Origin of the sequence: Actinoallomurus sp. CA-142502 (assembly GCF_050936355.1) — a bacterium.
Classification (GTDB): Bacteria; Actinomycetota; Actinomycetes; order Streptosporangiales; family Streptosporangiaceae; genus Actinoallomurus; species Actinoallomurus iriomotensis.
Map to the genome: position 1 here is coordinate 8,126,524 of NZ_JBNJMY010000001.1, position 23,225 is coordinate 8,149,748.

Below are 23,225 nucleotides of genomic sequence, written 5' to 3' on the forward strand. Positions count from 1 at the left end.
GCCGATCTCGAGTTCACAGGGACACGAAGGTCAGGCCGCGTTTCTTCAGCTCTGGGATGACCTTGCGCAGGGCCTTGATGGTCTCCGAGCGGTCGCCGCCGCCGTCGTGGCAGAGGAGGATGTCGCCGCCCTTGGCCTTCAGCATCGCGCGTTTGATGTGCCCGGTGCCCGGACGCGCCCAGTCGCGGGGGTCGATGTCCCAGTCGATGGGCATCATGCCGTGCCGGGCGGCCGAGTGGAACACGGCGTGCGACCAGGCCCCGCCGGGCGAGCGGAAGAACTTCGGCGCGATCCCGGTCGCCTCACCGATGCGGTCGTGCGCCTCGGTGATCTCCCGGTCGACCCGCTTCCGTGACAGCGAGGCGATGTCGAGCGGATGGGTCATCGTGTGGTTGCACAACTGGTGACCCCCCTGGACGATTCGCTCCGCCAGCTTCGGGAACTGCTTCACCTGGATGCCGATGAGCGAGAAGGTCGCCTTCACGTCGAACTCGGCCAGCAGGTCGAGCATCTTCGGCGTCCACTCCGGCTGCGGGCCGTCGTCGATCGTCAGCGCGATGGCGTTCGGCGGCGCCGTCGGGAACAGGTCGTGCACCCGGTGGATCGCGTCGGTCCGCGCGGGCACGGGGGCGTTCGGCGGAGGCATGACGCCCGGCCGCGGTCCCGAGGGGACCCGCTTCCTCTTGACCGGCCGGGCCGCCGGCCGCCCCTGCGCTAAGGGGCGCACCGGGAGAGACGCCACCCGGCCACGGTCGCCCACGGCGAGCGCACCGAGGCCGGCGGCGCCCAGCGCGAGCATCCGACGGCGAGTCACCACGTCCCTAAACTCCACATGTCAAACGCTATGCCCTCTAGAGGCGCTTGGGGTACATGTGGCCCCACCAAATCAACACCAAATGATCATTGCTCGGCACTCCGGACGATCTACCCGCAAGTGTCACAGGCCACAGGGTTGCGTCGCCCCCTCCCGCGCCACAGAATCGCGATTAGGTTAGGTTTACCTAATGGCCTAGTGCGCCTAGGCCCGAACATCCGGCTCCGCCACCGGAGCCCCTGGAGGAGGTGCGCCCCTTGTTGCTCGGCAACTACCTCATCGGCCTGCGCGAAGGACTCGAGGCCTCACTCGTCGTCAGCATCCTGATCGCGTATCTGGTGAAGTCGGGCAACCGTGCCGCGCTGACACCGGTCTGGGGAGGCGTGGGCACCGCCATCGCGGTCGCCATCGGCTTCGGCATCGCCCTGAGCGTCGCCTCCGGAGAGATGCAGTTCAAGACGCAGGAGACCTTCGGCGGCATCCTGTCGATCATCGCGGTCGGCCTCGTGACCTGGATGGTCTTCTGGATGCGCCGCACCGCACGGTTCATGAAGGCCGAGCTGGAGGGCAAGCTGGAGGGCGCGCTGTCGATGGGCCGCGGGGCCCTGTTCGCGGTCGCGTTCCTGGCCGTCGGCCGGGAGGGCCTGGAGACCGCACTGTTCCTGTGGACCAACATCAGCAACGCGAACAACTCCACCGAGCCGATCATCGGTGCCGTGCTCGGCCTGCTCACCGCGGCGCTGCTGGGCTACCTGCTTTACCGGGGCGGGCTCCGGCTCAACCTCAAGAAGTTCTTCACGATCACCGGCGCGGCCCTGATCATCGTGGCGGCCGGTGTGTTCGGGTACGGCTTCCACGACCTGCAGGAGGCCTCGCTCCTGCCCGGCCTGACCGCTCTCGCCTTCGAGCCGAGCCACTGGTTCGCCGGCCTGGGCCAGGTCGGCCAGTGGATGCAGACGGCGCTGCAGGGCGTGTTCAACCTGACTCCGCAGGTCACGATCGTGCAGGCGATCGCGTGGGTGATCTACATCATCCCGGTGATGTTCTTCTTCCTGCGCCCGGCCAAGCCGCCGGTCACGGCCGCGCCGCGGAAGCAGACCGCCGGCGCGGGCGGCTGAGGCGGCTTCGCACCGCCGGCGCCGGGGTCAGGCGCCGGCGGTCTCGTTCAGCCGGTGCGGCACGACCTTGCCCATCGCGTTGCGGGGCAGGTGCGGGCGGAAGTGGACGTCGCGCGGCACGGCGTACCGGGCCAGGCGTTCGCGCACGTGGCCCCGTACGGTGTCGGCGTCGAGCCGGGCACCCGGCGCCATGACGATGTAGGCCGCCAGCCGCTCGCCGTACTCCTCGTCCGGCACCCCCGTCACCGCGACCTCGCGCACCTGCGGCAGCCGGGCGATCACGTCCTCGGCGGCGGCCGGGAAGACGTTCTCGCCGCCAGAGACGATCATCTCGTCGGCGCGGCCGTCGACGTAGAGCAGTCCCCCGTCGTCGAGGTGGCCGACGTCGCCCATGAAGAGCATGCCGTCACGGGTCTCCACCGGCACGCCGCCGGTGTAGCCCTCGAAGCGCGTGCTTCCCGCGACGTAGATCCGGCCGGTGGCGCCGCGCGGGACGGGGCGTCCCTCGGCGTCCAGGATGGCCACCTCCGCTCCGCTCGCCGGACGGCCCGCGGTGTCCGGGTGCGCGCGCAGGTCGGCGGCGGTGGCGATGCTCACCCAGCCCGCCTCGGTGGAGCCGTAGACGTTGCACAGCTCGACCGAGAAGGCGTCCATGAAGGCCGTGGCCAGGTCGCCCGGCAGCCGTGAGCCGCTGACCGCCGTGATGCGCAGGGACGAGGTGTCGTACGCCGCGCGGGTGCGCTCCGGCAGGGCCAGCAGGCGCTGCAGCATGATCGGTACGGTGACCAGTGTGGTGCAGGAGCGCTCCTGGATCGTCGCGAGCGTCCGCTCGGGGTCGGAACGGCGTCCGAGCACGACGGTGCCCCGCATCGCCAGGGCGAGCTGGAGCGAGGAGTAGCCCCACGCGTGGAAGAGGGGCGCCTCGATGAGCATCCGGTCACCGACGCGCAGCGGCGTGCGCGCCAGCATGGCGGTGAGCGGCACGAATCCCGGGCGCGGCGGGCGGCGCGCGCCCTTCGGCCGTCCGGAGGTGCCGGAGCTGAGGAAGACGACACGCCCCTGGATCGGCGGCGGCTCGAGAGCGGGCGCGGGCGTCGCCTCGATCAGCTCCTCCAGGGTGGGCCCGCCCCCGCCCGGGGCGTCCTCGTCGGCCCAGGCGGTCACCTTCGTGAACCGGCGCCCGCCCCGCGGCAGCAGGTCGGCGAACTCCGCGTCGGCGATGACGATGTCGGCCCACAGCTCGCGCATCACGCCGTTGAGCTGTCCGGGCCCGAGCCCGGTGCCCAGGAGCACGACCTCGGCCCCGCGCTTGCTGCAGGCGATCAGCGACTCGACCAGCCCGCGATGGTTGCGGCACAGCACGGCGACTCGCAGGCGGCGGCCGCGGCAGTCGGGGATCAGCCCGGCGGCGAGCCGGTCGGTGCGGTCGTGCAACTCGGCGTAGCTCAGCTCGCCCTTCTCGTCGACCAGGGCCGTACGGTCGGGGTCGCGTGCGGCCGCGGCGGCCAGGCCGCCGGCCAGCGTGGTGCCCCAGTGCAGCAGCGCGGTGAGCTGGCGGGTGGCGCGCAGTGGCCGCCACGGCCACAGCAGGCCTCTTCTCGCCATGGTCAGCGGAACGTTGAGGGCCTGACCCGCCCAGCGTCCGGGCCCGGAGCGATACTCCGGTCTGGCGTGCACCACTGACGTGTCACTCCCTGCGATCCCGTGATTCCGGTCAGGCTACGGCGGGGACACGTCTCCATCAAGACCCGCTTTCGCACCTGCTGTTACTGGCGAGTAACCTATACGCGAAAGAACTCATCAGCACCGCATCAGAAGGAGGACCGACCGTGCCTCGTATCGCGCGTGACGTGGTCTTCGTCGACGGCGTACGCACGCCGTTCGGCAAGGCCGGCCCCAAGGGGCTGTACGCCGAGACCCGCGCCGACGACCTCGTCGTCCGGGTGATCCGCGAGCTGCGGAGGCGCAACCCCGCGCTGCCCGCCGAGCGCATCGACGAGGTCGCCATCGCGGCCACCACCCAGATCGGCGACCAGGGCCTCACCATCGGCCGTTCGGCCGCGGTGCTGGCCGGGCTGCCCAAGAGCGTCCCCGGGTACGCCATCGACCGCATGTGCGCGGGCGCGATGACCGCCGTCACGACGGTCGCCGGCGGCATCGCCTTCGGCGCGTACGACGTGGCCATCGCCGGCGGCGTCGAGCACATGGGCCGGCACCCGATGGGCGAGGGCGTCGACCCCAACCCGCGGTTCCTCGCCGAGAAGCTCGTCGACGGGTCCGCCCTGATCATGGGCATGACCGCGGAGAACCTGCACGACCGGTATCCGCAGATCACCAAGGAGCGCGCCGACGCGTACGCGGTGCGCAGCCAGCAGAAGGTCGCCGAGGCGTACGAGGCCGGCCGGTTCCAGCAGGACCTGGTGCCGATGGCGATCCGGTCCGCGGAGAAGGGCTACGGGCTCGCGACGCGCGACGAGCCGCCGCGCCCCGGCACGACCATGGAGAACCTGGCCGCGCTGAAGACGCCGTTCCGCCCGCACGGGCACGTCACGGCCGGCAACGCCGCCGGGCTCAACGACGGCGCGACGGGCTGCATCGTCGCGGCCGAGGAGGTCGCCGCCGAGCTGGGACTGACCGCGCGGATGCGGCTCGTCGACTACTCGTTCGCCGGCGTCGAGCCGGAGGTCATGGGCGTCGGGCCGGTCCCGGCCACCGAGAAGCTGCTCGCGCGCAACTCGCTGACCATGGACGACATCGGCCTGATCGAGATCAACGAGGCGTTCGCGGTGCAGGTGCTCGCCTTCCTCGACCACTTCAAGATCGCTGAGGACGACCCGCGCGTGAACCCCTGGGGCGGCGCGATCGCCATCGGCCACCCGCTCGCCTCCTCGGGCGTACGGCTGATGACGCAGCTCGCCCGCCACTTCGAGGAGCGGCCCGACGTCCGGTACGGGCTCACCACGATGTGCGTCGGCATGGGAATGGGCGGGACGGTTCTTTGGGAGGCAGTTCGATGAGTGTCGCCGACATCTTTTCCGACGAGGTCGTGACGCACACGCGCGTACGGGACGTCGAGTTGCCGTACGGCGCGGGCACGATGGCGTTGATCACGCTCGACAACGGGTTCGACCACACGAAGCCGAGCACGTTCGGGCCGGGCGGCCTGACGGAGCTGAACGCCGCCCTGGACGCGGTCGCGGCCCGTGACGACCTCGCCGCCGTCGGCGTGACCGGCAAGCCGTTCATCTTCGCGGTCGGCGCGGACCTGAACGGCGTGCCGCTGATCACCGGCCGCGAGCAGGCGCTGGAGATCGCCCGGCTGGGACACGACGTGTTCCGCCGGCTGGGCGAGCTGACGGTCCCCTCGTTCGCGTTCGTGAACGGCGCGGCGATGGGCGGCGGCGTCGAGGTGGCGCTGCACTGCGCGTACCGGACGATCTCCTCGGGCGTGCCCGCGGTGGCGCTGCCGGAGTGCTTCCTCGGCCTGGTGCCCGGCTGGGGCGGCACGTACCTGCTGCCGCGCCTGATCGGCGCGGAGAAGGCCCTGCAGGTGATCATCGACAACCCGCTGAACCAGAACAAGATGCTGCGCGGTCCGCAGGCCCACGATCTCGGCATCGCCGACGCGATGTTCGAGCCGGCCGACTTCCTGGAGGAGTCGCTGCGCTGGGCCGCCCGCGTACTGACCGGCGAGGTGACGGTCGAACGCGCGCCGGTCGACACGGGCGCGGCGTGGGACGAGGCGATCGCCCAGGCGCGGTGGCGGGTGGAGGGCAAGCTGCACGGCGCGGCGCCCGCCCCGCTGCGGGCCCTGGACCTGGTCGCGGCGGCCAAGGACCGTACGCGCGACGAGGGGTTCGCGGCCGAGAACGAGGCGCTCGCCGACCTGATCATGAGCGACGAGCTCCGGTCGGGGCTGTACGCCTTCGACCTGGTGCAGAAGCGGGCCCGGCGCCCGGCCGGCGCCCCGGACAAGGCCCTGGCCCGCCCGGTGACCAAGGTCGGCGTCGTCGGCGCCGGCCTGATGGCCTCACAGCTCGGCCTGCTGTTCGCCCGCCGGCTCGGTGTGCCGGTGGTGCTGACCGACCTGGACCAGGAGCGGCTCGACAAGGGCGTGGCGTACGTGCACGCCGAGGTGGACAAGCTGCTCGGCAAGGGACGGGTCTCCCCCGACGAGGCGGCCAGGCTCAAGGGCCTGGTGACCGGCTCGCTGACCAAGGACGCGTTCGCGGACGCCGACTTCGTCATCGAGGCCGTCTTCGAGGAGATGGGCGTCAAGCAGCAGGTCTTCGCCGAGGTGGAGGCCGTGGTCTCCCCCGAGTGCCTGCTGGCGACGAACACCTCGTCGCTGTCGGTCTCGGAGATGGCGGCCAAGCTGCGGCACCCGGAACGGGTCGTCGGCTTCCACTTCTTCAACCCGGTCGCGGTCCTGCCGCTGCTGGAGATCGTCCGCGGCGAGCACACCGACGACGCGACGCTGGCCACGGCGTTCGCGACCGGCAAGGCGCTGAAGAAGTCCTGCGTACTGGTCAAGGACGCCCCGGCGTTCGTGGTCAACCGTGTCCTGCTGCGGATGCTCGCCGAGATCGTGCAGACCGTGGAGGAGGGCACACCGATCGATGTGGCCGAGCGCGCGGCGGCGCCGCTGGGCCTGCCGATGCCGCCGTTCGTCCTGATGGGACTGGTCGGCCCGGCGATCGCGCTGCACGTGAACGAGACGCTGCACGAGGCGTTCCCGGACCGCTTCCCGCTGTCGGGCAAACTGGCCAAGCTGGTCGCGGCCGGCAAGCCCGGGGTCTACCGGCCGGACTTCACGCTCGACCCGGAGGCGGTGGAGATCTTCGCGGGCGGCACCTCGCCGTCCACGGAGGAGCAGGTGCTCACGCGGGCCCTCGACGCGCTGGCGCAGGAGATCCGCATCATGCTCGATGAGGGCGTCGTGGCGGCCCCGCAGGACATCGACCTGTGCATGATCCTGGGCGCGGGCTGGCCGTTCCACCTGGGCGGCGTGACGCCGTACCTGGACCGCACGGGCGTCGCGGAGCGCGTGACCGGCTCCCGCTTCCTCGACCGCGGGGTCGCCTCGCTGCCGTAACCCTCTGCGAGCCTCGGAAGTCCCCCGGCCGGACACTACCGCCGGGGGACACGCTCCCTTGTCTGACATGGGAGGACCGACGTAATCGCTCAGTTCAGGCTTCGATGGCGATCACTGTCGGGAGATCCGCGAAACGTGCCTCGACGTCACGGCCGAGTATGGGCCTGCCGGTCTCTGCCGCGTGCGCCGCGATGATCAAGTCATGTGCTCCACGGGGTGTTCCTACACGCCGGGCATGTGCGATCAAGCGGGCGTGGTGGATCGCCGTGGTCTCGGTGTAGTCCAGCACCTCGACCACCGAGGTGATCGCGGCGAGTGCGCGGGAGCGTTCGGCGGCACGCGCGGCGGTATCCGCCAGTTCGATGCCGACACGGTATTCGGCGATCGTCACCGCCGAGACCGCCAACTCGTCATCATCAAGGGCGGCACGGTCGATGGTTCCGCGTTCGTAGGCGATAAGGATGTTCGTATCGAGGATCAGGCTTCGGCCCATGGGTCCGTCTCCTCGGTGGTGAGCAGCCCGAGCGCGCCATCGACGTCCTCGGCGAAACGGTCATCCGGCGGTTCGATGCCATCGAGCGCGGCGCGCAGGTCGGCGCCGGTACGGCGGCGGGCAGGACCGATCTCCGCGACTGGATGATGGCCGCGCGTGATGACGATCGTCTCGCCGCGCTCGATGGCATCGAGCAGGTCGGAGAACCTTCGGGAGGCTTCGGTCGCGGTCATGGTCCTCATAGAAGGGAGCTTATCTGATTATCAGATCTCGGACCGCCCTGATGAATTCGTCGCTCCTGGGCGCGGGCCGGCCGTTCCACCTGGGCGGCGTGACGCCGTACCTGGACCGCACGGGCGTCGCGGAGCGCGTGACCGGCTCCCGCTCCCTCGATCGCGGAGTCGCCTCGCTGCCGTAGACCGGGCCGGGTGGAGATCCCCGGCGGAGCAGGAGGGCCGCCGGGGACCGCCGTCGGCCGGCTAACCGGCCACGAGCCGGAGGCCGGCCATCTCGGCCAGCCGCCGGGCGTAGGCGCCGGGGTTCCGGTCGTTCGCGCGCGGATGGACGCTCAGGTGCACGGTCGACGTTCCCGGACGGTGAACCGGGTCGTACGGGCTGCCGTGGTAGGTGGCGTTGACGTTGAGGAGGACGCCGCTCAGCGCGGCGGACTCGCCGGGCCAGGCGCAGCACCACTCGACCGTGACCAGATCGTCGTCCGCCGGCCTGAGCAACGCGTCGGGTACAGGCTCGGCGAGGGGGTCGATCTCGAAGTCGAAGTGGCCGTCACCGAGGTCCGCGAGCGCCGTCGCGACCCGCGGCCGGGCGTCGAAGTATCCGTGGAAGGAGAGCGGTCCGCCGGCGGCGAGCAGGGGTACGGCGCGGGCGAAGGCGACCGGCGGTGGCAGCGGCACGGTGAGTTCGATGTCGGCGGGTCCGTAGACGGGTGGGCGATCCCCCGTCCCGTGCCGGCCGTTGCTCCGGATCCGCACCTCGTCCTGCACCGTGCCGGGTCGCGGGCTCGGTGGTGGGTGACCGTGCTCGGCCCGCACGTGCGTGAAGAACCACTCGGCGATCCGTGCGGGTGACGCGGCGGGCGGGAGCAGGCCGGCCTCGGCGAGCGCGGTCAGCCACCGCTCGGCACGGGGCCGTTCGGCGTGTTCCCGGCCGGGTTCGGCGGTGAGGCTCAGCGACAGCTGCGATGCCAGTGGCGCTTCCCGGTCACGTCCCAGCCAGAAGGCCGATCCGAACGTCGACGCGCGCTGTTCGGCGTACCAGTCGTCGAGCGGCTGCTCGCACAGCGTCGCGGCCAGCCGCCCGAGCCCGGAGGGCGGTACGGCCAGGACGGCTCCGACATGCGCCTCCGGCGCCACCGCGGCGACCGCCGCCGGCCGCGTCAGGGTCCCCCGGGCCGAGACGGAGATGGGCGGACGGGCGCAGCGGGTGAGAATCCGCCGGACGACCGCCATCGCGGTCATGACATCGCCGTCGGGCAACTCGACCCCGTACAGCCGGGGATCAGCCATGACGCCACGATAACGACCGCGTGGACGCCCGGCGGCGGTTCCCCGGACCGTCAGTGCACGAGGTGGGCGTAGACGATGATGTTGCCCAGGTAGTGCATCGTCTTCTTGTCGTACTTGCCGCCGCACGTGACGACGCGCAGCGCCGCGTACCTGGTCTTGCCGTACACGCTCTGCGTGGGAAAGCGGTCCTTCGCGACCGGCACGACGCTGTCGACGGTGAAGGTGGCCACGCTGCCGCCCGCACGTGTCACGTGGATGCGGTCGCCACGGTGCAGGCTGCCCAGCCGGAAGAACACCGCCTGGTGGCGGTGGGCGTCGACGTGGCCCAGTACGACCGCCGCGCCCTTCTGGCCGGGGGTCGGGCCGTACTTGTACCAGCCCGCGAGGTTCGGCCGGGTCAGGGTCGGGACCTCCACCGTGCCGTCGGCGTTCTGGCCGAGCGCCTCGATCGGGGCGTTCACGTGGATGCGCGGGATGGTGATGCGCACCGGCAGCGCCCGGTTCATCGGGCGGGCCTTCACCACCGGCTCCGGCGCGGTGACCGACTTCGCCTTCGGCGGCTGCGGCGGGCCGCCGCCGTTCGAGCCGACCACGATCATCGTCACGCCCGCGCCCACCACGACGACCATGCCGCCCGCGACGAGGATGTTCGAGCGCCGGCCACGTCGCCTCCGCGGCGCCACCGGCTCCTCCGGGGGAGCCGGCTCCCCCGGAGAGGTCCAGCCCGTGCCGGTGTACGTGCCGAGGTCGGGGACGGTCGCGTCGATCACGGGCATGCGGAGGTCGGGGACCGTGACCTCCGCGAGAGGCACTGCCATCGGTTCCCCGCCCCCGTCGTCTGGCCGGCGGTGCCGGCCGGGACGTACGCTGCGTTCGCTCAGGTGCCGTTCACCAACCTGCCGTACGCGATGATGTTGTCGACGTGATGCCCCCATGACGCGTCGAAGCGGCCGCCGCAGGTGATCAGGCGGATGCCCGGATACGACAGCTTGCCGTACACCTTCTGCGTCGGGAAGCGGCTCTTGGCGATCTGCTCCAGCTTGGTGATCTGGAAGGTGGCGACGCTGCCGTTGGCGCGCGTCACCTGGACGGTGTCGCCCGGCTTCAGCGTGCCCAGCTTCTCGAACACCGAGGGATGGCCGTTGCCGACATTGTGCCCCAGGATGACCGACGCGCCCTTCTCGCCGGGAGTCGGGCCACCGTCCCACCAGCCGGTCATGTTCGGCCGGCTCAGGGGCGGCACCTGGATCGTGTGGTCGGCGTTGAGGCCGAGCTTCATGATCGGTGAGTTGATGTGCAGCTTCGGAATGCGCAGCCAGGAGGGTACCGAGCGGGCCAGTGGCTTCGTCGGCGCGCTGCTCGACACGGACGGAGCGGGCGTCCACACCTTCGCCGGCGGCTTCGCGCCGCCGCCTCCCCCGCACCCGGCCGCCGTCACCGCGAGCAGCGCACCGGCCGCCACGCCCAAGGCGTGACGGCCGGCACGGTACCGCTCAGGGAGCACTCAGGCTCCAGCCGACGAACGCCGGCGGGTGTAGAGGAAGGTGCCGCCCGCGAGGCCCGCGATGACGACGGCCGCGCCACCGGCGATCAGGCCGGTGTTCCCGCCGCCGCTGCCCGAGCCGTCACCGGTCTGCGGGGCGCCGCTGGGCAGCCCGGTCGGGGTGCCGGACGCGGTCGGCGTCGGGGTGCCGGACTTGGTCGGCGTGGGGGTGGGCTTCGGCCGCTTGTGCGGCTGGGTGGTGAACGTGTCGCTCCAGCGCCCGCAGTGGACGCTCACCGAGTACTTCTTGCCTTCGACCAGCTTCTTGCGGGTGGTCTCCTTGGCCGCGTAGCTGCCCTCGGTGCCCGTCGCCTTGAAGGGCTGGGTGGCGACGAAGAGACCGTTCACGTCCTCGATCGTCGGCACGACCGCGCAGTTCTCGACGGTGAAGGTGAGCGTGTCTCCCCCGTAGAAGGACTTCGGCGTCACGTCGGCCGTGGGCTCCTTGCCGGCCGGCTTCGACGGCGCCGACGGCGCGTCCTTGGTGACGCCGCCACCCGTCACCGGGCCCGGCGTGTCGGTGGCGAACGCCGGTCCCGCCGCGCACAGTGCGACGATCGCGGCTGCCCCGCCGACTGCCCCCAGACGTGCGATGTTCATTCGATGTTTCCCCTTAGAGAGTGCGTGGCGTCGGTCGAAGGTGGCCGGAGCGTCGCCACGACGTGTCAGCGCAGCACGCTAGTGGTGCGCATGGGGAAATTACTGATCAAACGGACATACTGGCAAGCTATGGCCATATCGGAAGATTCACAGCAACCAAACAGGCGATTCGCGCGTCTAAGCGTTCGATGAAGGCTTGCTGAGAGTCAGCTCAGAGGGTCATGGCCGTACGCCCGGCGCAGGGCCTCCCAGCCGGACAGCTTCACGCGCTCGCCGCGATCGAGGGAGCGCGCCAGTTCGATCTCGCCCGCGTCAATGCCCAGCCAGTCGTCGTACGTCACCACCCGTACGCCCCGCGACTCCAGCAGCGCCTCGATCGCCTGCCGCTTCCGCGAGCGTCCGCCCAGGTCGGCGAGCAGGGCGCGGACGGTCTCCGCCGCGTCGGCCTTGTTGGTGCCGATCACCCCGGTGGGGCCGCGCTTGACCCAGCCCGCGACGTACTCGCCCGGTAGCGGCGCGCCGTCCTCGCCGAGGACCCGGCCGCCCTCGTTCGGCACGACGTACGCCCGCGCGTCGAACGGCACCCCCGGCAGGGGCACGCTCTGGTATCCGACCGAGCGCAGCACCAGGCCCACCGGCAGCGTCTCGTACTCCCCGGTGCCCACGACCCGGCCCTCGGCGTTCAGCGTCGTGCGCTCCAGCCGCAGGCCCTCGACCCGGCCGGTGCCCAGGATCTCCACCGGGCGCAGCCAGAACCGCAGGTCGAGGCGGCGCGGAAGGTCACCGGCCGGACGGCCGGCCCACTCGCGCATGACCGCGACGTTGGCCCGCACGTGCCGGTCCGCCTCGGCCAGCGCGGCGCTCACCGGATCGAGCCGTAGGTCCTCCTCGCTGACGTGCACCTCGGCGCCCGGCAGCGCGCCGAGCTCGCGCAGTTCCTTCGTGGTGAACTTCGCCTGCGCCGGCCCCCGCCGCCCGATCATGTGGATGTGGCGTACCGCGCTGCCGCCGAGCAGGGCGAGGACCGGGTCGGGCACGTCCGTGGCGCGCAGTTCGCCGGCGGTCTTGGCGAGGATCCGTACGACGTCGACCGCGACGTTGCCGACGCCGATGACCGCGACGGCTTCCATCGACAGGTCCACCGCGAGGTCCGTCGCGTCGGGGTGGCCGCAGTACCAGTTGACGAAGTCGGTCGCGGCGACGCTGCCGACCAGGTCCTCGCCCGGGATGCCCAGGTGGCGGTCGACCATCGCGCCGGTCGCGTAGATCACCGCGTCGTAGCAGTCCAGCAGCGTCTCGCGCGTGACGTCCTTGCCGAACTCCACGCCGCCGAGGAAGCGTACGGCGGGATCTTCCAGCACGCGCTGCAGGTAGCGCGCGATCGACTTGATCGACGTGTGGTCGGGCGCCACGCCGTAGCGCACCAGCCCGTACGGCGTGGGGAGCCGGTCGAAGACGTCGACCTGGACCTCACCTTGCGCCTGCTTCACCAGGGCCTCGGCGGCATAGATGCCCGCCGGCCCGGAGCCGATGATCGCCACGCGAAGACCAGATGCGTCCACCACCCCCACATTGTTCCCAGCTCGCGGCCCGATTCCCATGCCCACGCGGTATCAGTCCCCTGTCACCTCGGCCCGCCCGTCGCGCGCCCCACCCGGCTGTGGGCACGGCCGTACAGGAAGTAGACGGCGAAGCCGATGACCATCCAGGCGACGAACCGCAGCCAGGTCGCGACCGGCAGGTTCAGCATGAGGTAGCCGCAGGCCACGACGGCGAGGAACGGCAGGACCGGAGAGGCGGGCACCCGGAACGAACGCGGCAGGTCCGGATGGGTGTGCCGCAGGATCACCACGCCGATCGCGACCACCGCGAAGGCGAACAGCGTGCCGATGTTGACCAGCTCCGCGAGCGCCGAGAGCGGGACGAGCCCGGCGATGAGGGCCACGACGACGCCGATGACGATCGTGATCCGGTACGGGGTGCCGTACCGCGGGTGGACCTTCGCCAGCCACGGCGGCAGCAGGCCGTCGCGGCTCATCGCGAAGAACACCCGGCTCTGTCCCAGTATGAGGATGAGCACGACCGTGGTGAGGCCGGCCAGCGCGCCGATGCTCACGACCGTGGCGAACGCCGGATGCCCGACGTCCCTGAACGCCTGGGCCAGTGGCGCGTCGACGCTCAGGTGGCGGTAGTCCCGCATGCCGGTGACGACCAGGGAGACCGCGACGTACAGGGCGGTGCAGACCAGCAGGGAGGCGATGATGCCGATCGGCAGGTCGCGCTTGGGCCTCTTGGTCTCCTCCGCGGCGGTGGCGACCACGTCGAAGCCGATGAAGGCGAAGAAGACGATCGCGGCCCCGGCGAAGACGCCCGCCCACCCGTACGTCGACGGGGTGTAGCCGAAGAGCACCTGGATCAGCGGCGCCTTGCCGCCGTGCGCCTCGGGCGTGGCCGTCGCCCTGGGCACGAACGGGTGGTAGTGCGCGCTCTTGACGAAGAACAGGCCCGCCACGATGACGAGGAGGACCACCGCGATCTTGACGGCGACGATGACGGCGTTGACCCGCGAGGAGACCTTCACGCCGAGGACGAGCAGCGCGGTGACGGCCAGCACGATCAGCATCGCGGGGACGTTGAACGCCGCCCGCTCCCCCACCAGCGAGGCGGGCAGGTGGAGGCCCATCTCGTCGAGGAGGATCGTGGCATAGCCCGACCAGCCCACCGCCACGGTCGCCGCGCCGAGCGCCAGTTCGAGCATGAGGTCCCAGCCGATGATCCAGGCGGGCAGCTCACCGATGGTGGCGTAGGAGAAGGTGTACGCCGATCCGGCCACCGGGACGGTGGAGGCGAACTCCGCGTAACAGAGCGCGGCGAGCGCGCAGGCGATCCCGGCCGCCACGAATGACAGTGCCACGGCCGGCCCGGCGTTCTCCCTGGCCACCTTCCCGGTGAGCACGAAGATGCCGGTGCCGACGATGACGCCGACACCGAAGACGGTGAGATCGAGCGCGCTCAGCTCACGGCGCAGGCGGGATCCCGGCTCGTCCGTCTCCTGGATGGAACGTTCCACGGATTTGGTGCGAAGAACACTCATCACGATCCTCGAAGGGGCCCGGACCGCGGTGACGTCGACGTCCGTTTCCCGCCAGCGTCGTCGCGCCGATGATTCCTACGGTTGGCGCGTGAGAACTGATCCTGCCGGGGTCGATCGGCACCGCCCATTGTCTGGTCCTGTCATCTGGTTCATGTCGCTCGCGGCCGCGCTCGGGACAGCGACGATCTACCCGTTGCAGCCGGCGATCGCCGATGTGGCGAACTCGTTGGACGCCTCACTCGCCGCCGTCGGCGTGGCTCTCGCGTGCGGGCCGATGGGCTACATGGTCGGACTCGGTCTGCTCGTCCCGCTACTCGACCGATTCCCTCCGGGCCGGGTGCTGTCGGCGCAGGTCGGCGTCTTGGCGGTCGCCCTGTTCGTGAGTGCCGTTGTCGGCAGTGTATGGGCGTTGGGACCGGTGATCGGCGTGATCGGAGCCTGCTCGGCGGTCGGCGCGGGCCTCAGTTCGGTGGTCGGCCGGCTCGCGTCCCCGCATCGGCGAGCGACAACGCTGGGGATCGTGACCGCCGGGATATCGGCGGGGATCCTCGCCGGCCGGATCGTCGGCGGTTGGCTCGCCGAGGCGATCGGCTGGCGCGGCATGCTCATGGTGTTCGCCGCGGCCTGCGCGGCCGTCGCGGTGGGCCTGCCGCTGGTGATCCCGGGAACTCGGGGAGGCCCGGAGCGTGGTTATCTCGCCACGCTCAGGTCGATTCCCGGGCTGTTCGTCCGGTTCACGGCGTTGCGGTCGGCGGCCACGCGTGGCGCCCTGTGGTTCTTCGCCTTCTGCGCGATGTGGGCGGGGCTGGCGGTGGCACTCTCGCAGCCCCCCTACTCGTACTCGGCGGAGCGTATCGGCATGTACGCGCTTGCCGGACTCCTCGGCATTCTCGCCACCCGGGTCTCGGGCATGTGCACCGATCGCCTCGGCGCGCGCCGCGTGATCCTCGTGGGTCTCGTGATCGCCGGAGCCGCGGCGGCGACCGTCGGGTTCGCCCTCCCGAGCACTGCCGCGGCCCTGGCCTGCCTGGCGCTGTTCGACGCGGGCCTGTTCGCCGCGCAGGTTGCGAACCAGAGCATCATCCTCGCGATCGATCCCGCGGCGCCCGCACGGTTCAACAGCGCCTACATGCTCGTCTACTTCGTCGGCGGAAGCCTCGGCACGGCCTTCGGCACGGCGGCCGTCGAACGGTTCGGCTGGCCGGCGACTACGACGATCACCGCAGCCGCCATCGCGGTCGCCGCGGCGCTCACGCTGCGCGCGGACGATCGGTCAGTTTGATCCAAGCCGGGACGGCCCGATCCGCCGGCCGGGCCGGCGGATCGGCGCCGGAACGTCACTCGGTGGGTTCGAGGACCGAGCCGCGGGAGATGGCGGCGGTGACGTCGCGGGCCAGGCCCTGGGGGGTCAGGCCGATGTCGGTGAGGATCTGCGCGCGCTTGGCGTGGTCGAGGAACTCCTGGGGGATGCCGAAGGTGCGGACCGGCACGTCGACGTCGCCGTCACGCAGCAGCCGCGCCACCGCGTCGCCGACGCCGCCGACACGGATGTTGTCCTCCACGACCGCGACGAGGCGGTGTTCGGCGGCCAGGCCGACGAGCTTCTCGTCGAGCGGCTTGACCCAGCGGGGGTCGACGACCGTCACCCCGATGCCGTGCGCGCCGATCAGCCTGGCCGCCTCCAGGGCGGTGCCCGCCATGGCGCCGACGGCCACCAGGAGCACGTCGCCCCCCTCCGAGCGCGACAGCACGTCGACGCCACCGATGCGCTCGATCGCGGGGACCTCGTCGCCGGCCGGGCCCTTGGGGAAGCGCACGACCGTCGGGCCGTCGGTGACCTCGACCGCCTCGCGGAGCTGCTCGGTGAGCTGGGCGCCGTCGCGCGGAGCCGCCATGCGCAGGCCCGGCACGACCTGCAGGATCGACATGTCCCACATGCCGTTGTGGCTGGGCCCGTCGTCGCCGGTGACGCCCGCGCGGTCGAGCACGACGGTGACGGGCAGCTTGTGCAGTGCGACGTCCATCAGCAGCTGGTCGAAGGCCCGGTTGAGGAACGTGGCGTACACCGCCACGACCGGATGCATGCCGCCGAGCGCCAGGCCCGCCGCCGAGGTCACCGCGTGCTGCTCGGCGATGCCGACGTCGTAGGTGCGCTCGGGGTAGACCTCGGCGAAGGCCGCCAGGCCGGTCGGGTGCAGCATCGCCGCGGTGATGGCGACGATGTCGGGCCGCTCGGCGCCGATCCGCACCAGCTCCTCGCTGAAGATCTTGGTCCAGCTGGGGCCGCCGCCCTTGGCGAGCTTGCGGCCGGTGGCCGGGTCGAACAGGCCCGGCGAGTGGAAGTTCTCCTCCTCGTCGTTCTCGGCGGGCGCGTAGCCGTGGCCCTTGTGCGTGATGCAGTGCACGATGACCGGGCCGCCGAACGCCTTGGCCTTGCGGAGGGCGTGCTCGACGGCGGCCTCGTCGTGGCCGTCGATCGGGCCGACGTACTTCAGGCCGAGGTCCTCGAACATCGCCTGCGGCTGCAGGATGTCCTTGATGCCCTTTTTGATGCCGTGCAGGGCGTCGTACGCCATGCCGCCGACGACCGGCGTCTTCGGCACGGTGCGCTTGATCAGGTCGAGCGCGTGCTCGTAGCCGCGAGTCATGCGCAGGTCGGCGAGGTGGCTCGCCAGGCCGCCGATCGTCGGGGAGTAGGAGCGGCCGTTGTCGTTGACGACGATGACGACGCGCCGGTCCTTGCCCGCGGCGATGTTGTTGAGGGCCTCCCAGGCCATGCCGCCGGTGAGCGCGCCGTCGCCGATGAACGGCACCACGAAGCGGTCGCCCTCGCCGCGCAGCTGGAACGCCTTGGCGATCCCGTCGGCGTAGGACAGGGCGGTCGAGGCGTGGGAGTTCTCGATGACGTCGTGCTCGGACTCGGCCTGGCTCGGGTAGCCGGACAGGCCGCCGCGCATGCGCAGGCTGCCGAAGTCGTGACGCCCCGTGAGCAGCTTGTGGACGTACGCCTGGTGGCCGGTGTCGAAGAGGATCCGGTCGCGCGGTGAGTCGAAGACCCGGTGCAGGGCGATGGTCAGCTCGACCGCCCCGAGGTTGGGCCCGAGGTGACCGCCGTTCGTCGACACGGCTGAGACGAGGAGGTCACGGATCTCCCCCGCGAGCTGGGGCAGCTGTTCCGGCTCCAGGCGCTTGAGGTCTTCGGGCCGTTCGATCGACTCAAGTAGGGTCACCCGGGTCATCTCCTCGTGTTCTCTGCGGATGCCGATTTTAGTGGTGCTTCCAACCGGTGGGACGCGGACGGTCCGGGGCGAAGTTCAGGTAGCGCGCCGTAACAATCGGATATAAAGAACGGGATGAGCGAACAGAGAGTGACGACAGACGAACTGATCGTGTTGCTCGACGCCGAGGGGCGGGCGGCCGGCACGGCGCCCAAGGCGCCCAGCCACCATGAGTCCACGCCCCTTCACCTGGCCTTCTCCTGTTATCTCACGGACGACGCCGGACGGGTCCTGATCACTCAGCGGGCCCACGGCAAGGCGTCGTTCCCCTCGGTGTGGACCAACAGCTGCTGCGGGCACCCGGCGCCCGGCGAGAGCCTCCGCGAGGCGGTGAGCCGGCGCGTGGCCACCGAGCTGGGCCTGCGCACCGAGGCGCTCACGCTCGTGCTGCCGGAGTTCCGCTACCGCGCGACGGCGGCGAACGGCCTGGTCGAGAACGAGCTGTGCCCGGTGGTCCGCGCGGCCGCGGCCGGCGAGCTGCGGCCGCACCCGGAGGAGGTCGCGACGGCCGAGTGGCGCGACTGGGACGCCTGCGTCAAGCTCGCCGATCATCCGTCGGCCTCCCCGTGGTTCCGCTCGCAGATGGAACGGCTCGTGCCGCTGGGCGCTCCGGCGACGTGGCCGGCCGCGTCGCCGGAGCTGCTGCCGCCCGCCATCACGTGGTGACCGGCTCATCGGCGGTCGCACGCAGCGCGCGGAACTCCGCGGCGAGGGTGTCGACGGTGTAGTGGGCGTTCAGCCCGGACGGGTTGGGCAGGATCCACAGGCGCGCCCCGCCGAGCGTGCGTTCCTGGGGGCCGATGCGAGCCGACCGGTCGCCGAAGGCCGTGCGGTAGGCGGTCACGCCGAGGACCGCCACCGTCCGCGGCGCGTGCCGCTCCACGAACGCCTCGAGCAGCGCCCCGCCCTCGGCGAGCTCCTCCGCCGTCAGCTCGGCCGCCTGGGCGGTGGCCCGCGCGGCGAGGTTGGTGATGCCCAGGCCGTAGGAGGGCAGCAGGTGCTGCTCGGCCGGGGTCAGGAGCCGGTCGGTGAAGCCGGAGCGGTGCAGCGCCGGCCAGAACCGGTTGCCCGGCCGGGCGAAGTGATGTCCGGTCGCGGCGGAGTAGAGCCCCGGGTTGATGCCGGAGAGCAGCACCCCGCCACGGGGCGGCACGACGTCGGGGATCGTGCGGTCCTTCGCGGCCGCGAGCTCGGCGGCGGTCGGTCGAGACGTCATTGACGAACGGTATCCCCCTAGGCGCGCGGCACGGTGACCTGACCATGGATCACATATTACTGAGGGTAGCGACGAATTTACCCTCCGCACGCGCGGTTTCACGACGCACACGAAGGGCCGCCTCACACAGAGACGGCCCTTCGCACGTCCGGACTCCCGCAGGCCTGCCTACTTGCGGAGCAGGGAGCGCAGGACGTACTGCATGATCCCGCCGTGGCGGTAGTAGTCGGCCTCACCCGGAGTGTCGATGCGGAGGACCGCCTGGAACTCCTTGTCGCCTGCCTTCACCGTGACCTCGCGCGGGGTCTCACCGTCGTTCAGGCGCTCGACGCCGACGATGTCGAAGGTCTCCTGGCCGGTCAGGCCCAGGGATTCGACCGACTCGCCGTCGCGGAACTGCAGCGGGAGGACGCCCATGCCGATGAGGTTCGAGCGGTGGATGCGCTCGAACGACTGGGCCAGCACCGCGCGGACGCCGAGCAGGCTGGTGCCCTTGGCCGCCCAGTCGCGCGAGGAGCCGGAGCCGTACTCCTTGCCGCCGAGCACGATCAGCGGCGTGCCCTCCGCGGCGTACGCCTGCGCGGCGTCGTAGATCGACATCTCCTCGCCGTCCTTGACCGTGACCCCGCCCTCGGTGCCGGGGGCGAGCAGGTTGCGCAGGCGGATGTTGGCGAAGGTGCCGCGGATCATCACCTCGTGGTTGCCGCGCCGGGAGCCGTAGGAGTTGAAGTCGCGGCGCTCGACGCCGTGCTCGGTGAGGTAGCGGCCGGCCGGGCTGTCGGCCTTGATCGCGCCGGCGGGCGAGATGTGGTCGGTGGTGACCGAGTCGCCGAGCAGCGCGAGGACCTTGGCGCCGGTGATGTCGTTGACCGGCTCCGGCTGCTCCCCCATGCCGTCGAAGTACGGCGCCTTGCGCACGTACGTCGAGTCGGGGTCCCACTCGAAGGTGTTGCCGCCCGGCGCGGACAGGGCCTGCCAGCGCTGCTCGCCGGCGAACACGTCGGCGTAGTCGCGGCTGAACATCTCCTGCGCGATGGCCGACTCGACGACCTCCTCGACCTCCTGCGGCGACGGCCAGATGTCCTTCAGGTACACCGGCTCGCCGTCGGACCCGGTGCCGAGCGGGCCGTTCGCGATGTCGACGTCCATGGAGCCGGCGAGGGCGTACGCGACGACGAGCGGCGGTGAGGCCAAGTAGTTCATCTTGACGTCGGGGTTGATGCGGCCCTCGAAGTTGCGGTTGCCGGACAGCACCGACGTCACGGCCAGGTCATTCGCACTGATCGCCTGGCTTATTTCTTCGGGCAGCGGGCCCGAGTTGCCGATGCACGTGGTGCAGCCGTACCCGACGAGGTTGAAGCCGAGCTTCTCCAGGTACGGCGTGAGGCCCGCGCGGTCGTAGTAGTCCATGACGACCTTCGAGCCCGGGGCGAGGGAGGTCTTCACCCACGGCTTGCGGGACAGGCCGCGCTCGACCGCCTTCTTGGCGAGCAGCGCCGCGCCGATCATGACCGAGGGGTTGGAGGTGTTGGTGCAGGAGGTGATCGCGGCGATTACCACGGCGCCGTGGTCCAGCTCGAACTCGGCGCCGTCCACGCTGACCGTGACCGGGTTGCTCGGCCGGCCCGCGGCGGCGTCGGCCGCGCTCTCGGCGGGCTTGTCGCCGCTGCCGTTGTGGGCGATGGCCGGGGAGTCCGAGGCCGGGAACGACTCGGCGGACGCCTCGTCCAGCGGACCCCGGATGCTCTCCTCGGAGACGTAGTCGCGGACCGAGGTGCGCCAGGCCTGCTTGGCGTCGGACAGCGCGATGCGGTCCTGCGGGCGCTTCGGGCCGGCGATGGACGGGACGACCGTGGACAGGTCCAGCTCGAGGTACTCGGAGTACTCCGCCTCGTGGGCCGGGTCGTGCCACAGGCCCTGCTCCTTGGCGTACGCCTCGACGAGCGCGACCTGCTCGGCCGGGCGGCCGGTGAGCTCGAGGTACTTCACGGTCTCGCCGTCGATCGGGAAGATCGCGCAGGTGGAGCCGAACTCGGGGCTCATGTTGCCGATGGTCGCGCGGTTGGCCAGCGGCACCGCGCCGACGCCGTCGCCGTAGAACTCGACGAACTTGCCGACGACGCCGTGCTTGCGCAGCATCTCGGTGATCGTGAGGACGAGGTCGGTGGCGGTGGTGCCGGCGGGCAGCTCGCCGGTGAGCCGGAAGCCGACGACGCGCGGGATGAGCATCGAGATCGGCTGGCCGAGCATGGCCGCCTCGGCCTCGATGCCGCCGACGCCCCAGCCGAGCACGCCGAGGCCGTTCTGCATCGTCGTGTGGGAGTCGGTGCCGACGCAGGTGTCGGGGTACGCACGGTGTTTTCCATCACTGGCGTCAGTGTCGAAGACGACCCGGGCCAGGTGCTCGATGTTCACCTGGTGCACGATGCCGGTGCCGGGCGGCACGACCTTGAAGTTGTCGAAGCCCTGCTGGCCCCACTTGAGGAACTGGTAGCGCTCACCGTTGCGGCCGTACTCGAACTCGACGTTGCGCTCGAAGGCGTCCTCGCGGCCGAACACGTCGACCTGCACGGAGTGGTCGATGACCATCTCGGCCGGGTTGAGCGGGTTGACCTTCTCCGGGTCGCCGCCGAGGTCGCGTACGGCCTCGCGCATCGTGGCGAGGTCGACGACACAGGGCACGCCGGTGAAGTCCTGCATGATCACGCGGGCGGGCGTGAACTGGATCTCCTGGTTCGGCTGGGCGTTCGGGTCCCAGCCGGCGAGGGCGCGGATGTGGTCCGCGGTGATGTTCGCGCCGTCCTCGGTGCGCAGGAGGTTCTCCAGCAGAACCTTCAGGCTGTACGGGAGGCGCGCCGAACCCTCGACGGCATCCAGCCGGAAAATCTCATAGGACGCGTCGCCGACACGGAGCGTCTGTCGGCTGCCGAAGGTGTCCAAGTCGTCTCCTCCTCGTGCGCGCTCGCCGCGGGATCCCCCCTCGTAGCGGAGCGCGGGGGCGGTGTCTTTACGTTCCGAATCTTGCCGCAACGGGGGACGGCGGCGAGCACTGAGGCTCACCTAACTTCCCGCGCGAATTTCTCTCGACGTCAAGGTATCACAGGTATCTCGACATCGAGGTATCTGTGCTGCCCTGTTGACAGCGAGCGTTATCGATATATCGTTGTCGTATCGCGAGGGATCAAAGACTGATCCCAGAAGGGAGTGCAGAACCATGCATGCGACATCAGACGCATCACGCCGGCAGCGCGGCGGACGCCGCGGAGGCTTCGGACGGCGGGGCGGTTTCCCCGGCCCGTTCGGCGGCCCGTTCCCCGGTCCGTTCGGGGGGCCGTTCGGCGGTCCGCCGCCGTGGGGAGGACGCCGGGGCAAGGCCCGCCGGGGCAACGTGCGGGCGGCGATCCTGGCGCTGCTCGCCGAGGAGCCTCGCAACGGCTACCAGCTCATCCAGGAGATCGAGGAGCGCAGCGACGGCGAGTGGCGGCCGAGCCCCGGCGCCGTCTACCCCGCGCTCCAGCAGCTCACCGATGAGGGGCTGATCGAGGCCGAGGAGCAGGAGGGCCGCCGCACGTTCCGCCTGTCCGACAGCGGACGGGCGTATGCGGAGGCCCACCCGGACGAGGTGAACGCCCCCTGGGAGGCGATGACCTCCGACGTACGCGACGACGTGCGCGACCTGCTGGGCACCGCCGCCAAGACCGGCGCGGCCGTCATGCAGATCGTCCACACCGGTGACGAGAACCAGGTGGCCGAGGCACGGGAGATCCTGACCGAGACGCGGCGCCGGCTGTACCGGCTGCTCGCCGACGACGAGTGAGGATCCGAAGCACGATGAGCCCCGAGCAGCTCCGCGTCGGCGACGCGGAACGCGACGAGGTGACCGCGGCCCTGCACGAGCACTTCGCGCAGGGCCGCCTCACCCGCGAGGAACTCGACGAACGCCTGACCGCGGCCCTGTCCGCCCGGACCGTCGCCGATCTGCGGGCGATCACCCGCGACCTGCCCGGCGCCCTGGCGGCCACGGACACCGGGCCCCGGGGGCGCGGCCCGTGGGAGCTGGGGACGGCGTACTGGGGCTGGGGCCGGTTCATGGCGCCGTGGCCGCGCGGCGGCTGGGGCCCGCACGGCCGGGGGCCTCTCGTCCCGGCCACCGGTCACGAGGCGGATGACGGCCCTTGGGCTGCGGGCGGCGGGCCACTGGTCGGTCGCGGGGGACCGGCCTGGGCCGCGGCGCGGGGCGGGTGGGGACCCGCCTGGAACGGCTGGGGGCCGCCGCGCGGCCGGCCCTTCGGCCCGTTGCTGCTCGTCGCCCTGATCATCACCGCGGTCACCGGCGGCTGGTGGGTGGTGCTCCCCCTTCTCGCCTGCCTGTGGCTCGCGGTCGCCTTCCGAGGCCTCAGGGGCATACGTCACGCCCGCCGCCACCTGATCGCGCGGCGATAGGGCGGTCC

General features: G+C 71.2%; 22 protein-coding genes. 9 read left to right on the plus strand and 13 right to left on the minus strand.

Annotated elements, in window-relative coordinates:
• Positions 1-13: 13 nt before the first annotated feature.
• Positions 14-817, minus strand: coding sequence for a polysaccharide deacetylase family protein (locus ACQEV1_RS37940; protein WP_433400941.1), 804 nt, complete (start codon positions 815-817; stop codon positions 14-16).
• 245 nt (positions 818-1,062) lie between these two features.
• On the opposite strand from ACQEV1_RS37940, the gene efeU reads away from it, so the two are divergent.
• Positions 1,063-1,932, plus strand: coding sequence for an iron uptake transporter permease EfeU (gene efeU / locus ACQEV1_RS37945; protein ID WP_433400944.1), 870 nt, complete (start codon positions 1,063-1,065; stop codon positions 1,930-1,932).
• A gap of 27 nt (positions 1,933-1,959) precedes the next feature.
• On the opposite strand, the gene ACQEV1_RS37950 is transcribed toward efeU, so the two are convergent.
• Entirely contained in the window at positions 1,960-3,612 is a 1,653-nt protein-coding gene (locus tag ACQEV1_RS37950; RefSeq protein ID WP_433400947.1) for an AMP-binding protein, read from the minus strand.
• 149 nt (positions 3,613-3,761) lie between these two features.
• On the opposite strand from ACQEV1_RS37950, the gene ACQEV1_RS37955 reads away from it, so the two are divergent.
• The gene (locus ACQEV1_RS37955; RefSeq protein ID WP_433400949.1) at positions 3,762-4,949 is read left to right on the plus strand and encodes a thiolase family protein; all 1,188 of its coding nucleotides are present in this window, start codon (positions 3,762-3,764) and stop codon (positions 4,947-4,949) included.
• Complete coding sequence (locus ACQEV1_RS37960) at positions 4,946-7,027, plus strand: 3-hydroxyacyl-CoA dehydrogenase NAD-binding domain-containing protein (protein ID WP_433400952.1); 2,082 nt, start codon at positions 4,946-4,948, stop codon at positions 7,025-7,027. Before ACQEV1_RS37955 ends, ACQEV1_RS37960 begins: the two co-directional genes overlap by 4 nt.
• A 94-nt stretch (positions 7,028-7,121) precedes the next feature.
• Here the strand turns inward: ACQEV1_RS37960 and ACQEV1_RS37965 are convergent, their stop codons facing one another.
• The gene (locus tag ACQEV1_RS37965) at positions 7,122-7,520 is read right to left on the minus strand and encodes a PIN domain-containing protein (RefSeq protein ID WP_433400955.1); all 399 of its coding nucleotides are present in this window, start codon (positions 7,518-7,520) and stop codon (positions 7,122-7,124) included.
• Positions 7,505-7,753, minus strand: coding sequence for a type II toxin-antitoxin system Phd/YefM family antitoxin (locus ACQEV1_RS37970; protein WP_433400958.1), 249 nt, complete (start codon positions 7,751-7,753; stop codon positions 7,505-7,507). The genes ACQEV1_RS37965 and ACQEV1_RS37970 overlap by 16 nt, the downstream gene beginning before the upstream one ends.
• Positions 7,754-7,803: 50 nt before the next feature.
• Between ACQEV1_RS37970 and ACQEV1_RS37975 the strand changes: the two genes are divergently transcribed.
• Positions 7,804-7,938, plus strand: a complete 135-nt coding sequence (locus ACQEV1_RS37975) for a hypothetical protein (protein ID WP_433400961.1) — start codon at positions 7,804-7,806, stop codon at positions 7,936-7,938.
• A gap of 61 nt (positions 7,939-7,999) precedes the next feature.
• Here the strand turns inward: ACQEV1_RS37975 and ACQEV1_RS37980 are convergent, their stop codons facing one another.
• The 3 genes from ACQEV1_RS37980 to ACQEV1_RS37990 are packed head-to-tail and all read right to left on the minus strand — an operon-like array spanning position 8,000 to position 10,409.
• Positions 8,000-9,043, minus strand: a complete 1,044-nt coding sequence (locus tag ACQEV1_RS37980; protein ID WP_433400964.1) for a hypothetical protein — start codon at positions 9,041-9,043, stop codon at positions 8,000-8,002.
• 50 nt (positions 9,044-9,093) lie between these two features.
• Positions 9,094-9,861 carry a class F sortase gene (locus ACQEV1_RS37985; RefSeq protein WP_433400966.1) on the minus strand — a complete coding sequence of 256 codons (768 nt, stop codon included), beginning with the start codon at positions 9,859-9,861 and terminating at the stop codon, positions 9,094-9,096.
• A gap of 59 nt (positions 9,862-9,920) precedes the next feature.
• Positions 9,921-10,409 (minus strand): class F sortase, encoded by a 489-nt coding sequence (locus ACQEV1_RS37990; protein WP_433406052.1) that lies wholly within the window; start codon positions 10,407-10,409, stop codon positions 9,921-9,923.
• Here ACQEV1_RS37990 and ACQEV1_RS37995 point away from each other — a divergent pair.
• On the plus strand, positions 10,321-10,518 hold the full coding sequence (locus ACQEV1_RS37995; protein WP_433406207.1) for a hypothetical protein: 198 nt from the start codon (positions 10,321-10,323) through the stop codon (positions 10,516-10,518). The two genes, ACQEV1_RS37990 and ACQEV1_RS37995, sit on opposite strands and share 89 nt — an antisense overlap.
• A gap of 29 nt (positions 10,519-10,547) precedes the next feature.
• Here the strand turns inward: ACQEV1_RS37995 and ACQEV1_RS38000 are convergent, their stop codons facing one another.
• From ACQEV1_RS38000 to ACQEV1_RS38010, 3 genes are all read right to left on the minus strand, one after another.
• Positions 10,548-11,186 (minus strand): hypothetical protein, encoded by a 639-nt coding sequence (locus ACQEV1_RS38000; RefSeq protein ID WP_285628804.1) that lies wholly within the window; start codon positions 11,184-11,186, stop codon positions 10,548-10,550.
• Positions 11,187-11,392: 206 nt separating this feature from the next.
• Positions 11,393-12,751: an FAD-dependent oxidoreductase gene (locus ACQEV1_RS38005; protein ID WP_433400969.1), complete on the minus strand. Its 1,359-nt coding sequence runs from the start codon at positions 12,749-12,751 to the stop codon at positions 11,393-11,395.
• Positions 12,752-12,810: 59 nt separating this feature from the next.
• Complete coding sequence (locus tag ACQEV1_RS38010) at positions 12,811-14,280, minus strand: amino acid permease (RefSeq protein WP_433400972.1); 1,470 nt, start codon at positions 14,278-14,280, stop codon at positions 12,811-12,813.
• Here ACQEV1_RS38010 and ACQEV1_RS38015 point away from each other — a divergent pair.
• On the plus strand, positions 14,243-15,562 hold the full coding sequence (locus tag ACQEV1_RS38015) for an MFS transporter (RefSeq protein WP_433400974.1): 1,320 nt from the start codon (positions 14,243-14,245) through the stop codon (positions 15,560-15,562). The two genes, ACQEV1_RS38010 and ACQEV1_RS38015, sit on opposite strands and share 38 nt — an antisense overlap.
• Positions 15,563-15,617: 55 nt before the next feature.
• On the opposite strand, the gene dxs is transcribed toward ACQEV1_RS38015, so the two are convergent.
• Positions 15,618-17,510, minus strand: a complete 1,893-nt coding sequence (dxs, locus tag ACQEV1_RS38020) for a 1-deoxy-D-xylulose-5-phosphate synthase (RefSeq protein ID WP_285628795.1) — start codon at positions 17,508-17,510, stop codon at positions 15,618-15,620.
• 123 nt (positions 17,511-17,633) lie between these two features.
• Here dxs and idi point away from each other — a divergent pair, with 123 nt between their 5' ends.
• Positions 17,634-18,224 (plus strand): isopentenyl-diphosphate Delta-isomerase, encoded by a 591-nt coding sequence (gene idi, locus ACQEV1_RS38025; protein ID WP_285628792.1) that lies wholly within the window; start codon positions 17,634-17,636, stop codon positions 18,222-18,224.
• On the opposite strand, the gene mug is transcribed toward idi, so the two are convergent.
• Entirely contained in the window at positions 18,214-18,774 is a 561-nt protein-coding gene (mug, locus tag ACQEV1_RS38030) for a G/U mismatch-specific DNA glycosylase (RefSeq protein ID WP_433400978.1), read from the minus strand. The genes idi and mug overlap by 11 nt on opposite strands.
• A gap of 168 nt (positions 18,775-18,942) precedes the next feature.
• Positions 18,943-21,714: an aconitate hydratase gene (locus tag ACQEV1_RS38035; protein ID WP_433400981.1), complete on the minus strand. Its 2,772-nt coding sequence runs from the start codon at positions 21,712-21,714 to the stop codon at positions 18,943-18,945.
• A 274-nt stretch (positions 21,715-21,988) separates the two neighbouring features.
• Between ACQEV1_RS38035 and ACQEV1_RS38040 the strand changes: the two genes are divergently transcribed.
• Together ACQEV1_RS38040 and ACQEV1_RS38045 are read left to right on the plus strand one after the other, a co-directional pair.
• Complete coding sequence (locus ACQEV1_RS38040) at positions 21,989-22,591, plus strand: PadR family transcriptional regulator (protein ID WP_433400984.1); 603 nt, start codon at positions 21,989-21,991, stop codon at positions 22,589-22,591.
• A gap of 14 nt (positions 22,592-22,605) precedes the next feature.
• Positions 22,606-23,217, plus strand: coding sequence for a DUF1707 SHOCT-like domain-containing protein (locus ACQEV1_RS38045; RefSeq protein WP_433400987.1), 612 nt, complete (start codon positions 22,606-22,608; stop codon positions 23,215-23,217).
• Positions 23,218-23,225 lie beyond the last annotated feature (8 nt).